Genomic DNA, 14,636 nt, shown 5'->3' on the forward strand with positions numbered 1-14,636 from the left:
CACATGAAGTGCACTTGGGCTCTCAGGAGACCGACGCCTCCGCGCTCTGCCGGGCGTCGTAGTCGCTCCGCGCCTTCGCGATCTCCTGCTGGTGGCTCTCGGTCCAGTCGACGAGCGACCTGATCGTCGCGTGCAGGGTCGCGCCCAGCTCCGTCAGCTCGTACTCCACCCGGGGCGGGACGACCGGGTACACCGTGCGTCGCACCAGACCGTCGCGTTCGAGCTGGCGCAGGGTCACCGTCAGCATGCGCTGGCTGATGCCCTCGATGAGCCGGCGCAGCTCGGAGAAGCGCAGCGTCCGGCGCTCCAGGTGGGCGATGGCGAGGAGCGACCACTTGTCCGCGACGCGGTCGAGGATCTGCCGCACCTCGCAGCCCTCACGGACGTCCCACTGGCTGATGTCGTAGTCCGGACCCGCGTCGGTATCGACGCAGTGACTCGGTGACTTCGAAGTGCCTTCTTCCATACCGCCCCACGGTGCCGCAAGCTTCAGGTGGTTACAAGAGGGAACCGACCACCGGTTCGGTAACTCGCTCCAATTTCGTGCTGCTTGAGTCCTCCGCACGCCAACCCCATTTCCCTGAACCGCTCTTGCGGCTGTTCGTCATGCCCAATTCGTCCGCGCATTCGTCCGTGCACAAGGAGAATCCCCGTGTCCTCATCACCGTCCCCGTCGAGATCGAGCAGTGCCCGCATGACCGGCCGCGCCTGGGGCGCACTGCTCGTCCTGTGCGGCGCGATCTTCCTCGAAGGCATCGATGTGGCCATGCTGAACGTGGCCCTGCCCGCGATCCGCGAGGATCTCGATCTGTCCACCGGCACCCTCCAGTGGGTGATGAGCGCGTACGTCCTCGGCTACGGCGGCTTCATGCTGCTGGGCGGACGGGCGGCCGATCTCTTCGGCCGTCGCCGGATGTTCGTCCTCTGGCTCGTGGTGTTCCTGCTCTTCTCCGGGCTGGGCGGCCTTGCCACCGAGGGCTGGATGCTGATCGTCGCCCGCTTCGTGACGGGGATCGCCGCGGCCTTCATGACCCCGGCCGGTCTGTCGATCATCACCACCGGCTTCCCGGAGGGGCCGCAGCGCGACAAGGCCCTCCTCGTCTACGCGGGCACGGCCGCCGGGGGCTTCTCGATCGGCCTGGTCGTCGGCGGGCTGCTCTCCGCGATCGACTGGCGCTGGGTGTTCTTCGCCCCGGTCATCCTCTCCCTGGGCATCCTGCTCGCCGCGCTCGCGCTCATCCCCGCCTCGCCCCGGCCGGACCGCACCGGGCAGGGCGTCGACCTGGCCGGAGCGGTCACCGTCACCGCGGGCATCCTGCTGCTGGTCTTCGGTGTCGAGCGGGCCACGCATGTCCCGGCCGTCCGGACCGTCGGCATGGTCGGCGCGGCGCTGCTCCTCTTCCTCGCGTTCGTCGTCATCGAGCGCTCCTCGTCCTCGCCGCTGGTGCGCCTGGGCATCTTCCGCAGCGGTTCGCTGGTCCGCGCCAATGTGGCGGGGCTGCTGTTCGCCGCCGGGTTCTTCGGCTTCCAGTTCGTCGCCGTGCTCTACCTCCAGGAGCTGCGCGGCTGGTCGTCCCTGCAGACCAGCTTCGCGCTGATCGTCATCGGCGTGGACGCGGTGCTCTCGCCGCTCCTCACCCCGAAGCTGGTCGCCCGGTTCGGCAACGCCCGGGTCATCTTCGGCGGGCTGCTCGTCGCGTCGCTCTCGTACGCCCTGTTCCTGCCGCTCGCCGCGGACTGGACGTACGCGGCGATGTTCCCGGGCCTGCTCCTGCTGGGTGTGGCCTTCTCCCTGGTCTACGGGCCGCTGACCATCGTGGCCACGGACGGTATCGCCGAGGAGGAGCAGGGGGTGGCCGGCGGACTGCTCTACACGTCCTTCCAGTTCGGTGCCGCGCTGGGGCTGTCCGCCGTGACCGCCGTCACCATCGGCGCGACGGACGGGACGTCTCCGGCCGCCCTCCTCGACGGGTACCGGGCGGCCCTGGTGGTGCCGCTGGCCGCCGCCCTGATCGCCGCCGCCGTCAGCGCGTTCGGTCTCCGCACCCGGCGGGCGCGGGCAGGCGGCATCCCTGTCGGCGGCCACGGGGCCGAGCCGGACAGGAGCGGTGCACCGGGCGGGGTCGAGCAGCCTGCCGGGCTCGGGTCCTGATCACGCGCACGGCAGCGGGGGTACGGCCGCCGGGACACCGGCGGGCCGTGCCCCCGCTGCGGCGAATTACGCTCGACACCTCTCCGGCCCGTCCGGCAGAGTCCGTTCATGGACCTCCGACATTGGCCCCTCTACGGGCTTCGCCTCCGCACCCCGCGCCTGGAACTGCGCCTGCCCGGACCCGAACTCCTCGACGAGCTGGCCTCGGTGGCGGCCCACGGGGTGCACGATCCGGACCGGATGCCGTTCAGTGTGGCGTGGACCGACGGGAAGCCCGACGAGGTGGCGCGCGCGGTGTTCCAGCATGTGCTGGGGACCGTCGCCGGCTGGTCCGTACGGGACTGGACGCTGAGCCTGGCCGTGCTCCACGAGGGTGAGGTCGTCGGGCGGCAGGACCTCATGGGCCGGGACTTCGGGGTGCGGCGGCAGGTCGAGACCGGGTCGTGGCTCGGGCTCGCGCACCAGGGACAGGGCCTCGGTACGGAGATGCGCGCCGCCGCCCTCCACCTCGCGTTCGCCGGGCTCGGCGCGCGGTACGCCGTCTCGGCGGCCATGACCGACAACCTCCGTTCGCTCGGGGTCTCGCGGCGGCTCGGGTATGCGGACGACGGCCTGGACACGGATGTCGTGCGCGGGGCCCCGGTCACGCTGCGGCGGCTGCGTCTGGACCGGGCGGGATGGGAGGAGCACCGGCGCGTGGACGTGAGCGTGGAGGGGCTCGACGCCTGCCGGGCGCAGTTCGGGGTGTGAGTCGGCGGCTTCCGGGGGTGTCGCACGACACCCCATTTAGGCAAGGGTAGGCTAACCTTCCTTCGGATCGCCCCCGCTGGAGCCCGGGCCCGTCCGCCCGACGCTGCGGCCCGCACCGGAGGAGCTCCCGTTGACGTCGACGACTGCCGCCGCCCCCGAAGTCGCCCCGTTCCAGCTCTTCGATCTGACCGTGATGCGGACCAGGCGGCTCGGCCCGTCCATCCTCCGGATCACCCTCGGCGGACCGGGGTCCGAGGGATTCCGGGGTGGCGGTCGCGACCAGAGCCTGTCCCTCCTCCTTCCCCACCCGGGGCAGCGCGAAGCCGTGGTCCCGGCGGCCGGGGGCGGGTCCTGGCGCGAGCGGTGGCGGGCGCTCCCCGAGGACGAACGGCCCGTACTGCGCTCGTATGCCGTACGGGCCGAGCGGCCGCGGCCCGACGGCTCCACCGAGATCGACCTCGACTTCGTGCTGCACGGTGACGGCGGCCCCGCATCGCGCTGGGCACGGGCGGCGGCCCCCGGCGACCGGCTCACGGTGGCGGGCCCCGCCGTGGCGGACAACACCGCCGTACGTTTCCGGCCGCCGGCCGACACCGACTGGGTGCTGATCCGGGCCGACGAGACCGCCCTGCCCGCCGCCGCGGCCGTCCTGGAGTCGCTGCCCGCGGGACTGACCGCCCGGGTCTGGCTGGAAGTCCCGTGCACCGAGGACCGGCAGGCGCTGAACACCGCGGCGAAAGCCCGGATCCGCTGGCTCGTCCGGAACGAGGGGGCCGCCTGCGGCGTGGAGACCGTGCGTGCCGCCGCGTTGCCCGAGGGCACGCCGTACGCGTGGATCGCGGGCGAGGCGTCCGGGGTGCGGGCGCTGCGCCACCACCTGGTCCGGGAGCGCGGGTTCGCCGCGGAGCGGGTGACGTCCACCACGTACTGGACGCGCGGACTGAGCGAGGAACGGGCGAGGAAAGCGCGTTCCGAGGCTTCGGCCACCGAATCGGGCACCCCGGAGCACCTCAAACCTGAGCAGGGACAGCAAGTGACCCGATAGGGGAAGGAAAGCGGACAACCACCGCACCCACCCGGGGCGAGGGGAATGAAGGATTCCGAGTTAGGTTAGGCTCGCCTTACTTCGAGATCGCGCCCTCGCACCCTCTTCCTGCCCGGAGGGACGCGATGAAGTTCCCCTCACCCGGGAGGACCCCTTCATGCGTGCGCACCTGCTCAACAACACGACTGCGGAGCACTATCGGAGCACCGTCTCCGCAGGCGTGGAACGGGTCGCGGCCACCCTCGCCGCCACCGAGCGCCCCTTCAGCGGGGTCGGTGTCGACGAGCTCTCCCCCGTCGTCGACGCGATCGACCTCGACCGGCCGCTGGGCGACGCCGCCGCCGCCCTCGACGAACTCGGCGAGGTCTACCTCCGCGACGCCGTCTACTTCCACCACCCCCGCTACCTGGGCCACCTCAACTGCCCGGTCGTCATACCCGCGGTGCTCGGCGAGGCCGTGCTCTCCGCGATCAACTCCTCCCTGGACACCTGGGACCAGAGCGCGGGCGGCACGCTCATCGAGCGCCGCCTGATCGACTGGACCACCGAGCGGATCGGGCTCGGCCCGGCCGCCGACGGGATCTTCACCAGTGGCGGTACGCAGTCCAACCTCCAGGCGCTGCTGCTGGCGCGGGAGGAGGCGAAGATCCGGCCGGAGCACCTCACCCGGCTGCGGATCTTCACCTCCGAGTGCAGCCACTTCAGCGTGCAGAAGTCCGCCAAACTGCTCGGCCTCGGCCCGGACGCCGTCGTCTCCGTCCCCGTGGACCGCAACAAGCGCATGCAGACCGTGGCGCTCGCCCACGCACTGGAGAGTTGCGTGGCCGAAGGGGCCGTCCCGATGGCCGTCGTCGCGACCGCCGGCACCACGGACTTCGGGTCCATCGACCCGCTGCCCGAGATCGCCGCGCTCTGCGAGCAGTTCGCCACCTGGATGCACGTGGACGCCGCCTACGGCTGCGGGCTGCTGGCCTCCCGCGAGCGGCGCGGACTGCTCGAAGGCATCGAGCACGCCGACTCCGTGACGGTGGACTACCACAAGTCCTTCTTCCAGCCGGTGAGTTCGTCCGCCGTCCTGGTCCGTGACCGGGCGACCCTGCGCCACGCCACGTACCACGCGGAGTATCTGAACCCGCGCCGGATGGCCGAGGAGCGGATACCCAACCAGGTCGACAAGTCCCTCCAGACGACCCGCCGCTTCGACGCGCTCAAGCTGTGGATGACGCTCCGCGTCATGGGCGCCGACGGCATCGGCGAGCTGTTCGACGAGGTCTGCGACCTGGCCGCCGAGGGCTGGAAGCTGCTCGCCGCCGACCCGCGCTTCGACGTGGTGGTCCAGCCGCAGCTCTCCACCCTCGTCTTCCGCTACATCCCGGCCGGGGTCACCTCCCCGGACGAGATCGACCGGGCCAACCTCCACGCCCGCAAGGCGCTGTTCGCCTCCGGTGAGGCGATCGTCGCCGGCACGAAGGTGGGCGACCGCCAGTACCTGAAGTTCACCCTGCTCAACCCCGAAACGACCGAGCACGACATCGCCACCGTCCTCGACCTGATCTCCGGCCACGCCGAGCAGTACCTGGGAGAATCCCTTGACCGCGCTTCCTGACCCCCACGACTTCATCGGGATCGGCCTCGGCCCGTTCAACCTCGGTCTCGCCTGCCTCACCGAGCCGATCGACGAACTGAACGGCGTCTTCCTGGAGTCCAAGCCGGACTTCGAGTGGCACGCCGGGATGTTCCTCGAAGGGGCCCATCTCCAGACGCCGTTCATGTCGGACCTGGTCACCATGGCCGACCCGACCTCGCCGTACTCCTTCCTCAACTACCTTAAGGAGCGCGGCCGGCTCTACTCGTTCTACATCCGGGAGAACTTCTACCCGCTGCGGACCGAGTACAACGACTACTGCCGCTGGGCCGCCGGGAAACTGAGCAGCATCCGGTTCTCCGAGACCGTGGAGACGGTGACGTACGACGAGGGCACCGAGCTCTACACCGTGCGCACCGTGTCCGGCGAGGAGTTCCGCTCCCGCCATCTCGTCCTCGGCACCGGCACGCCGCCGCACATCCCCGAGGCCTGCCAGGGGCTCGGCGGTGACTTCCTCCACAACTCCCGCTATCTGGAAGGGAAAGCCGAGCTCCAGAAGAAGAAGTCGATCACCCTGGTCGGCAGCGGGCAGAGCGCGGCGGAGATCTACTACGACCTGCTCTCCGAGATCGACACCTACGGCTACCGGCTCAACTGGGTCACGCGCTCCCCGCGGTTCTTCCCGCTGGAGTACACCAAGCTGACGCTGGAGATGACCTCCCCGGAGTACATCGACTACTTCCACGCGCTGCCCGAGGAGACCCGCTACCGGCTGGAGACCGGGCAGAAGGGGCTGTTCAAGGGCATCGACGGGGAGCTGATCGACGCGATCTTCGACCTGCTCTACCAGAAGAACCTGCCGGGCCCCGTCCCGACCAGACTGCTCACCAACTCCGCCCTCATCAGCGCGCGTTACGACGAGGAGGGCGGCGCGTACAGCCTGGGCCTGCGCCAGGAGGAGCAGGGCAAGGACTACGAGCTCACCACCGAGGGCCTGATCCTCGCCACCGGCTACCGGTACGAGGCTCCCGCCTTCCTCGCCCCCATAGCCGGGCGGCTGCGCCACGACAGCCGGGGCCGCTTCGACGTGGCCCGCAACTACAGCATCGACACCACCGGGCGCGGGGTCTTCCTCCAGAACGCCTCGGTGCACACCCACTCGATCACCTCGCCCGACCTCGGCATGGGCGCCTACCGCAACGCGTACATCATCGGCGAGCTGCTCGGCCGTGAGGTCTACCCGGTCGAGAAGTCCATCGCCTTCCAGGAGTTCGCCGTATGACCCGCCCCGGCAAACAGCAGCCCCGCACCATCGGCACGTTCACCGTCCGGCCGCTGGACCCCGCCGCCGACGCCGAGCTGGTGCACGGCTGGGTGACCCACCCCAAGGCCGCGTTCTGGCTGATGGGCGACGCCTCGCTCGCCGACGTGGAGCGGGAGTACCGGTCCATCGCCGCCCACCCGCACCACGAGGCGTTCATCGGGCTGCACGACGGCGAACCCGCCTTCCTGATCGAGCGGTACGACCCCACCGAGGTCGAGCTGAAGGGGCTGTACGAGGCGGAGCCCGGCGATGTCGGGATGCACTTCCTGGTCGCCCCCACCGACACCCCGGTGCACGGCTTCACCCGGGCCGTGATCACCGCCGTGATGGCCTTCCTCTTCGACGACCCGACGGTGCGCCGGGTCGTCGTCGAGCCCGACGTGACCAACAGCGCCGTCCAGGCCCTCAACAAGGCCGTCGGGTTCGAGGTGCTCCGCGAGATCGCCAAACCGGAGAAGGACGCTCTGCTCAGCGCCTGCACCCGTGAGCAGTTCGAAGCAGCAACCGGAGGTAACGACCGATGACGACCGCCCTCACCGACAGCGTCGCCCACCTCTCCCCGGGGCGCTGGGCCACCGCAAACCGACTGCTGGTCCGCAAAGCACTGGCGGAATTCAGCCACGAGCGACTGCTGGCCCCCACGCCGCTCGGCGATGACCGCTACACCGTCCGTAGCGACGACGCGTCCACCGAGTACCGTTTCACCGCGCGCGTCTTCGCCCTGGACCACTGGCAGGTCGAGGCCGAGACGATCACCCGACACCGGCACGGCTCCGAACTCCCGCTGGACGCGGTGGAGTTCTTCATCGAGCTGCGGCACACTCTGGGGATCTCCGAGGAGATCCTGCCGGTCTACCTGGAGGAGATCTCCTCCACGCTGGCCGGAACCGCCTACAAACTCACCAAGGAACCGGCCGCCTCCGGCCAGCTCGTCGCCGCCGGTTTCCAGGCCGTCGAGACCGGGATGACCGAGGGCCACCCCTGCTTCGTCGCCAACAACGGGCGGCTCGGCTTCGGCGTGGACGAGTACCGGGCGTACGCCCCCGAGGCCGCGTCCCCGATCCGGCTGGTGTGGCTGGCCGCCCGCCGGGAGCGGGCCACCTTCACCGCGGGCGCCGGGCTCGACTACGACGCGCTGATCAAGGACGAACTGAGCGAGGCGACCCGGGAGCGGTTCGCCGGCGCGCTGCGCGGGCTCGGCCTCGACCCGGACGACTACTTCCTGCTGCCCGTCCACCCCTGGCAGTGGTGGAACAAGCTCGCGGTCACCTTCGCCGGAGAGCTGGCCGAACGCCACCTGGTGGTGCTCGGGGAGGGTGAGGACGGCTATCTCGCCCAGCAGTCGATCCGTACCTTCTTCAACACCGACCACCCCGAGAAGCACTACGTCAAAACGGCGCTCTCGGTCCTCAACATGGGCTTCATGCGCGGGCTTTCGGCCGCGTACATGGAGGCCACGCCCGCGATCAACGACTGGCTGGCCGGTCTCATCGAGCGGGACGACCTGCTGCGCGGGGCCCGGTTCTCGATCATCCGGGAGCGGGCCGCGATCGGCTACCACCACCGCTCGTACGAGGCGGCCACCGCGAAGGGCTCCCCGTACCGGAAGATGCTCGCCGCCCTGTGGCGCGAGAGCCCGGTCCCGGGGCTCCAGCCGGGCGAGCGGGTGGCGACGATGGCCTCGCTGCTCCACACCGACCACGAGGGCGGTTCGGTGGCCGGGGTGCTGATCGCCGAGTCGGGCCTGGACCCGCAGGTGTGGCTGCGGCACTACCTGGACGCCTATCTGGTGCCGGTGCTGCACAGCTTCTACGCCTACGACCTCGTCTACATGCCGCACGGCGAGAACGTGATCCTGGTCGTGGAGGACGGGGTCGTCACCCGCACCATCTTCAAGGACATCGCCGAGGAGATCGCGGTGATGGACCCGGAGGCGGTGCTGCCGCCCCAGGTCGACCGGATCCGGGCCGAGGTGCCCGAGGACATGAAGCTGCTGTCGGTCTTCACCGACGTCTTCGACTGCTTCTTCCGCTTCCTGGGCGCGGGCCTGGCCACCGAGGGCCTCCTCGACGAGGACACCTTCTGGCGGACGGTCGCCGCCTGTGTGCGCGACTACCAGGAGTCGGTGCCGTATCTCGCGGAGAAGTTCCAGCAGTACGACCTGTTCGAGCCGGAGTTCGCGCTCTCCTGCCTCAACCGCCTCCAGCTGCGGAACAACCAGCAGATGGTCGACCTCAACGACCCGGCGGGCGCTCTGCAGTTGGTGGGCCGCCTGAAGAACCCGATCGCCGGGTTCTGAGCCCGGCCGCCGCGGCGCAGCGGCCCCGGGACGGTGAGCGCCCGAGGACGGCCCCTCGGGCGCTCGCCCCTTTTCCGGGGCGGCCGGCTGGCAGAATCGGGGCCATGGCAGAAATCATCCAGCGGGACGGAACGTGGACGTTCGACGGGGACACCGTGCGCATCGTGCCGGGCGGAAAGGCGCATCCGGTCCGGCAGGAGCTGGGTGAGATCGCCGTCCCGCTGGAGGCGGTGGCGGGCGTCTCGTTCGAACCGGACCGCAAGGGCGGCCGGCTGCGGCTGCGGCTGCGCGGGGGCGCCTGCCCGGTCCTGCGGGCCGCCGACGGGCGGCTCAAGGACGGCGCCGACCCCTATGCGCTGACCGTGGAGAAGGACCGCACGGGGGTCGCCGAGTACTTCGTCGATGAAGTCCGCAACGCGCTGCTGATCGAGCAGGTGCCGGACACCCCGGTGGACCGCTTCCTGCTGCCGGGACCGGCGCTGCCGGTCTCCGGCGGGGGCGGCGACGGCACGGCGTCCTTCGACGGCGAGACCATCCGGCTGACCTGGAACTGGAAGGCCGAGGAGTCCAAGACCGCCGGGGGCGCGTCCACCCTCCCGCTGTCGCGGATCGCGGCGGTGCGGTGGCTGCCCTCGATCGGCCTGGAGAACGGCTATCTGCGCTTCGAGCCGGTGGAGGGGCCCGTCTCCGCGCCGCCGAAGTACGACCCGTACGCCCTGGACCTGTGGGGGATGTCCAAGAAGGAGCACACCGCGGTCCTGGTCGCGGCGGCGGTCCTGATGCGGCTGCCCGGGCCCCGCGCGGCCCTGGACGCCCCGCAGGGGCCCCCGTCCCTGACCAAGGCGGCCGAGCCCGCCGCGGCGCCCGCGGGCGACCACGACGTACTGCTGCGGCGGCTGCGGGAGCTGGGCGAGCTGCACCAGGCCGGGGTCCTCACCGACGAGGAGTTCAGCACCGCGAAGCAGGCCGTTCTGCGCAGCATGTGACGCGATCGGGCGACGTTCCCCACACCCGCTGCCCGATATCGGGCAGATTTCTTGCATAAGCGCGCCCCGGCACGCAATATCGACGGGTGCTTGAACGCCGCTCGTCGCACGACGACCTCATCGATCACCTCGTACGCTCCACCGCGCTCCAGCGCGGCGAGGCGGCCCGGGTGATCCTCGACGTGCTGGCGTACTTCGACGAGAGCACCGACGACTTCGTCCGGCGCCGCCACCGCGAACTGCAGTCCGGCGGCCTGGTCAACACGGAGATCTTCGAGCGGATCGCGGCCGAACTGCCGCACCGCGCCGTGGCGCCGCCGGAGCTCTCGCTCCGCCAGCTGCGCCGCATCGTCTACGGCTGAGCGGGCCGGGCGCCCGTGCGCGGGGCGCCGCACCGCGTGTGTACGTGTACGTCGATGGAGGGGCAGAGAATTCATGTGCGGGATCGTCGGATACATCGGGAAGCGTGACGTCGCTCCGCTGCTGCTGGAGGGCCTGCAGCGGCTGGAGTACCGGGGCTACGACTCCGCGGGCATCGTCATCACCAGCAAGGCGGCGGCGGGCAAGCCCGGCACGCTGAAGATGGTCAAGGCCAAGGGCCGGGTCCGTGAGCTGGAGGCCAAGGTCCCCAAGCGGTTCGCGGGCACCACCGGCATCGCCCACACCCGCTGGGCCACCCACGGCGCCCCGAGCGACGAGAACGCCCACCCGCACCTGGACGCGGAGAACAAGGTCGCCGTCGTCCACAACGGGATCATCGACAACGCCTCCGAGCTGCGCACCCGGCTCACCGCCGACGGCGTCGTCTTCCTCTCGGAGACCGACACCGAGGTGCTGACCCACCTGATCGCCCGCGCCCAGGCCGACACCCTGGAGGAGAAGGTCCGCGAGGCGCTGCGCCACGTCGAGGGCACGTACGGCATCGCCGTGCTGCACGCCGACTTCAACGACCGCATCGTGGTCGCCCGCAACGGCTCGCCGGTCGTCCTCGGCATCGGCGAGAAGGAGATGTTCGTCGCCTCCGACGTCGCCGCCCTGGTCGCCCACACCCGCCAGGTCGTCACGCTCGACGACGGCGAGATGGCCACGCTGAAGGCCGACGACTTCCGTACGTACACGACGGAGGGCTCGACCACGACGGCCACGCCGACCACCGTGGAGTGGGAGGCCGAGTCGTACGACATGGGCGGCCACGACACGTACATGCACAAGGAGATCTCCGAGCAGGCCGACGCCGTGGACCGGGTCCTGCGCGGCCGGATCGACGACCGGTTCTCCACCGTGCACCTGGGCGGTCTCAACCTGGACGCCCGCGAGGCGCGCGGGGTGCGCCGGATCAAGATCCTCGGCTGCGGCACCTCGTACCACGCGGGCCAGATCGGCGCCCAGCTGATCGAGGAGCTGGCCCGGATCCCCGCCGACGCCGAGCCGGCCTCCGAGTTCCGCTACCGCAACCCGGTCGTGGACCCCGACACCCTGTACGTCGCGGTCTCCCAGTCGGGCGAGACGTACGACGTGCTGGCCGCCGTCCAGGAGCTGAAGCGCAAGGGCGCCCGCGTCCTCGGCGTGGTCAACGTGGTCGGCTCCGCGATCGCCCGGGAGGCCGACGGCGGTACGTACGTCCACGCGGGCCCGGAGGTCTGCGTCGTCTCCACCAAGTGCTTCACCAACACGGTGGTCGCCTTCGCGCTGCTCGCGCTGCACCTGGGCCGGATCCGTGACCTCTCGGTCGCGGACGGCAAGCGGATCATCGACGGGCTGCGCCGGCTGCCGGAGCAGATCAGCGAGATCCTGGCGAACGAGGACGAGATCAAGCGGCTCGCGGCGGAGTACGCGGACGCCAAGTCGATGATGTTCATCGGCCGGGTGCGCGGCTATCCGGTGGCCCGTGAGGCCTCGCTGAAGCTGAAGGAGGTCTCGTACATCCACGCCGAGGCCTACCCGGCCTCCGAGCTGAAGCACGGCCCCCTCGCGCTGATCGAGCCCGCGATGCCGACCGTGGCGATCGTGCCGGACGACGACCTGCTGGAGAAGAACCGCGCCGCGATGGAGGAGATCAAGGCCCGCAGCGGCCGCATCCTCGCCGTGGCCCACCAGGTGCAGGAGAAGGCCGACCACACCATCGTCGTGCCGAAGAACGAGAACGAGCTGGACCCGATCCTCATGGGCATCCCGCTCCAGCTGTTCGCGTACCACACGGCCCTGGCGATGGGCCGGGACATCGACAAGCCGCGCAACCTGGCGAAGTCCGTGACGGTCGAGTAGCCGACCCCGCGCAGACGTTGGGCCCCGTACCGCGATGAAGCGGTGCGGGGCCCAACACGTGGCGCTGCAAAGCCTTCTGGCGGGCCCTCAGAGGACGCGGCCGCTCAGTGGATGCGCCCCTCAGGGGATGACGATGACCGGGCGTTGCGCGCGGCGGGCGAGACGGCCGGCCACGGACCCGAAGATCCGGCCGACGATGCCGTGCGTGGAGCCGACCACGATGGCGTCGGCGGCATACTCCCGGCCGACCTCCTCCAGCTCGTGGCAGATGTCACCGCCGCGCTCGACCAGCACCCAGGGCACCTCGGAGAGATAGTCGGCGCAGGCCAGCTCCAGGCCCAGGACCTCGGTGCGGTGATCGGGGACGTCGACGAAGACGGGGGGCTCGCAGCCCGCCCAGACGGTGGTCGGCAGCCGGTTGGCGACATGGACGATGATCAGGCCGGAGCCCGAGCGGCCGGCCATGCCGATGGCGTAGGCGAGGGCCCGCTCGCTGGACGTGGAGCCGTCGAAACCGACCACGACTCCGTGCCGGAAGGCGGGATCGCACGCATGGCGTGCTTCTTCGACCGTGAGCGGCTCCGACCCGGGGTCGGCTAGCGGCTTGCGGTCCTTGGGTTCAGGGATTTCGTGACCGGCCATCGGTGTCTCGGCGAAGAGAGTCCTCGTGAGGAGGGAACGGTTTCGATGTGCGTCGGGTGCGTCAGCTGGCGGTGAAGCTCTGTCCGGGAATCATCTTCCCAACCCCATACCCCCAAGGGTACGGCGTCATTCCTCCATCGCCCAGACCCCCGCAAAAGCGTGCGTGACGCTGGAGGGAGCATGCACGAGCCGGTCCGGTATGGCAATGCCGGTTGTGTCGTACACGCGCCTTCGAGCGAGTGAACACCGTCGGGCGTCCTGTTTTTCGAGAGGGCCCGCGACGGCCCGCGAGGGGTGGCGACGGAGCGCGCACCCGGTCCCTGTTGGCCACGTCTCCGAACGCCGCCCGAAACCGGTCGTTCGTGTGTTCCCCGGCACATCGACCGGTGACGCGCCCCAGCGGGGCCTCGGCCCGATCCACGCCGCAACGCCCGCCATGACCGCCCTTCCTGACCCGAGCACGCCACGCATCCACGGCCGCGAGGGAGCGCACCGGCGCAGCCGTCTCAGGGCGGTTGTGCGCCCGGCGTGACCGGATACAGCACACACACCCGATGATTTTCAGCCAACTTCGTCCGAGGGGTGACCCCTTCGCGGGATGGCCGGACAACCCACCGCCCACCAGGCAGGAACGGACCGCGCGGTACGCTTTCACCCGACGCGGACGGGCCACGTTGGCGAAGGGCACTTCCCTGTGCGCTTCGCAGGTGGAACGCTTCGTGATCGAACGCTTCACGCCACGTTTCCTTATCGACATTGAGCTGGTGGGGGAAGGTGTCACGGCGGGACCACGCGACGCAGTAGATTCGATCTTGAAAAATCGGGGGCTGGGGAACCGTGCGAAACCGAGGGGAAACGTGCAGGAGCGGCAGGCCCGTAAGGACCAGGGAGACGCGAACACCGAGGGGGGCTTAGCGTCATGAGCCAGGACTCCGCCACCGCGACGGAGGCCGCACGCAAACTGACCGGGCGGCGACGCCGGGAAGTCGTAGCCGTGCTGCTGTTCAGCGGCGGCCCTATCTTCGAGAGCTCCATCCCGCTCTCCGTTTTCGGAATCGACCGGCAGGACGCGGGAGTTCCCCGCTACCGCCTGCTGGTCTGCGGGGGCGAGGAAGGACCGCTGCGCACCACCGGTGGGCTCGAACTCACCGCGCCGTACGGCCTGGAGGCGATCAGCAGGGCCGGCACCGTGGTGGTGCCCGCCTGGCGGTCGATCACCTCGCCGCCGCCCGCCGAGGCACTGGACGCGCTGCGGCGCGCCCACGAGGAGGGCGCCCGCATCGTCGGTCTGTGCACGGGAGCCTTCGTGCTCGCGGCCGCCGGCCTGCTGGACGGCCGGCCGGCCACCACACACTGGATGTACGCGCCGACACTGGCCAAGCGCTATCCGTCGGTGCACGTCGATCCGCGCGAGCTGTTCGTGGACGACGGCGATGTGCTCACCTCCGCCGGTACGGCGGCGGGTATCGATCTCTGCCTCCACATAGTCCGCACCGACCACGGCACGGAGGCCGCCGGGGCACTCGCCCGCCGGCTCGTCGTGCCGCCGCGGCGCAGTGGCGGGCAGGAGCGCTACCTGGACAGGTCT

General features: G+C 70.4%; 13 protein-coding genes. 11 read left to right on the forward strand and 2 right to left on the reverse strand.

The window, feature by feature from the left end; translation table 11 throughout:
- Nucleotides 1-22: 22 nt before the first annotated feature.
- Nucleotides 23-466, reverse strand: coding sequence for a winged helix-turn-helix transcriptional regulator (locus IE134_RS19195; protein ID WP_030708518.1), 444 nt, complete (start codon nucleotides 464-466; stop codon nucleotides 23-25).
- Nucleotides 467-694: 228 nt separating this feature from the next.
- Between IE134_RS19195 and IE134_RS19200 the strand changes: the two genes are divergently transcribed.
- From IE134_RS19200 to glmS, 10 genes are all read left to right on the forward strand, one after another.
- Complete coding sequence (locus IE134_RS19200) at nucleotides 695-2,152, forward strand: MFS transporter (protein ID WP_030708519.1); 1,458 nt, start codon at nucleotides 695-697, stop codon at nucleotides 2,150-2,152.
- A gap of 108 nt (nucleotides 2,153-2,260) precedes the next feature.
- Nucleotides 2,261-2,902, forward strand: coding sequence for a GNAT family N-acetyltransferase (locus IE134_RS19205; RefSeq protein ID WP_030708520.1), 642 nt, complete (start codon nucleotides 2,261-2,263; stop codon nucleotides 2,900-2,902).
- 130 nt (nucleotides 2,903-3,032) lie between these two features.
- Nucleotides 3,033-3,947, forward strand: coding sequence for a siderophore-interacting protein (locus IE134_RS19210; RefSeq protein WP_098016964.1), 915 nt, complete (start codon nucleotides 3,033-3,035; stop codon nucleotides 3,945-3,947).
- 157 nt (nucleotides 3,948-4,104) lie between these two features.
- A complete protein-coding gene (locus IE134_RS19215) occupies nucleotides 4,105-5,553 on the forward strand; it encodes a pyridoxal phosphate-dependent decarboxylase family protein (RefSeq protein WP_098016963.1) in 1,449 nt (482 codons plus the stop codon).
- Nucleotides 5,537-6,814, forward strand: coding sequence for a lysine N(6)-hydroxylase/L-ornithine N(5)-oxygenase family protein (locus IE134_RS19220; RefSeq protein WP_030708526.1), 1,278 nt, complete (start codon nucleotides 5,537-5,539; stop codon nucleotides 6,812-6,814). The genes IE134_RS19215 and IE134_RS19220 overlap by 17 nt, the downstream gene beginning before the upstream one ends.
- On the forward strand, nucleotides 6,811-7,380 hold the full coding sequence (locus tag IE134_RS19225; RefSeq protein WP_098016962.1) for a GNAT family N-acetyltransferase: 570 nt from the start codon (nucleotides 6,811-6,813) through the stop codon (nucleotides 7,378-7,380). The genes IE134_RS19220 and IE134_RS19225 overlap by 4 nt, the downstream gene beginning before the upstream one ends.
- Nucleotides 7,377-9,155 (forward strand): IucA/IucC family protein, encoded by a 1,779-nt coding sequence (locus IE134_RS19230; RefSeq protein WP_189431182.1) that lies wholly within the window; start codon nucleotides 7,377-7,379, stop codon nucleotides 9,153-9,155. The genes IE134_RS19225 and IE134_RS19230 overlap by 4 nt, the downstream gene beginning before the upstream one ends.
- A gap of 104 nt (nucleotides 9,156-9,259) precedes the next feature.
- Nucleotides 9,260-10,141 (forward strand): DUF4429 domain-containing protein, encoded by an 882-nt coding sequence (locus IE134_RS19235; protein WP_030708531.1) that lies wholly within the window; start codon nucleotides 9,260-9,262, stop codon nucleotides 10,139-10,141.
- Nucleotides 10,142-10,227: 86 nt separating this feature from the next.
- Entirely contained in the window at nucleotides 10,228-10,503 is a 276-nt protein-coding gene (locus tag IE134_RS19240; RefSeq protein WP_003968990.1) for a hypothetical protein, read from the forward strand.
- A 73-nt stretch (nucleotides 10,504-10,576) separates the two neighbouring features.
- A complete protein-coding gene (glmS, locus tag IE134_RS19245; RefSeq protein ID WP_030708533.1) occupies nucleotides 10,577-12,406 on the forward strand; it encodes a glutamine--fructose-6-phosphate transaminase (isomerizing) in 1,830 nt (609 codons plus the stop codon).
- A gap of 120 nt (nucleotides 12,407-12,526) precedes the next feature.
- Here glmS and IE134_RS19250 read toward each other — a convergent pair whose 3' ends face one another.
- Nucleotides 12,527-13,048 (reverse strand): universal stress protein, encoded by a 522-nt coding sequence (locus tag IE134_RS19250; protein WP_030708536.1) that lies wholly within the window; start codon nucleotides 13,046-13,048, stop codon nucleotides 12,527-12,529.
- A gap of 919 nt (nucleotides 13,049-13,967) precedes the next feature.
- Between IE134_RS19250 and IE134_RS34230 the strand changes: the two genes are divergently transcribed.
- Nucleotides 13,968-14,636, forward strand: a 669-nt coding sequence (locus IE134_RS34230) for a DJ-1/PfpI family protein (RefSeq protein WP_229823654.1), incomplete at its 3' end; no start/stop codon positions are given.

Source organism: Streptomyces rubiginosohelvolus (genome assembly GCF_014649875.1).
Classification (GTDB): domain Bacteria; phylum Actinomycetota; class Actinomycetes; order Streptomycetales; family Streptomycetaceae; genus Streptomyces; species Streptomyces rubiginosohelvolus.

Coding starts and splice junctions, on each gene's coding strand:
- IE134_RS19195 (WP_030708518.1), bottom strand. CDS start 466: ATGGAAGAAGGCACTTCGAAGTCACCGAGTCACTGCGTCGATACCGAC.
- IE134_RS19200 (WP_030708519.1), top strand. CDS start 695: ATGACCGGCCGCGCCTGGGGCGCACTGCTCGTCCTGTGCGGCGCGATC.
- IE134_RS19205 (WP_030708520.1), top strand. CDS start 2,261: ATGGACCTCCGACATTGGCCCCTCTACGGGCTTCGCCTCCGCACCCCG.
- IE134_RS19215 (WP_098016963.1), top strand. CDS start 4,105: ATGCGTGCGCACCTGCTCAACAACACGACTGCGGAGCACTATCGGAGC.
- IE134_RS19225 (WP_098016962.1), top strand. CDS start 6,811: ATGACCCGCCCCGGCAAACAGCAGCCCCGCACCATCGGCACGTTCACC.
- IE134_RS19230 (WP_189431182.1), top strand. CDS start 7,377: ATGACGACCGCCCTCACCGACAGCGTCGCCCACCTCTCCCCGGGGCGC.
- IE134_RS19235 (WP_030708531.1), top strand. CDS start 9,260: ATGGCAGAAATCATCCAGCGGGACGGAACGTGGACGTTCGACGGGGAC.
- glmS (WP_030708533.1), top strand. CDS start 10,577: ATGTGCGGGATCGTCGGATACATCGGGAAGCGTGACGTCGCTCCGCTG.
- IE134_RS19250 (WP_030708536.1), bottom strand. CDS start 13,048: ATGGCCGGTCACGAAATCCCTGAACCCAAGGACCGCAAGCCGCTAGCC.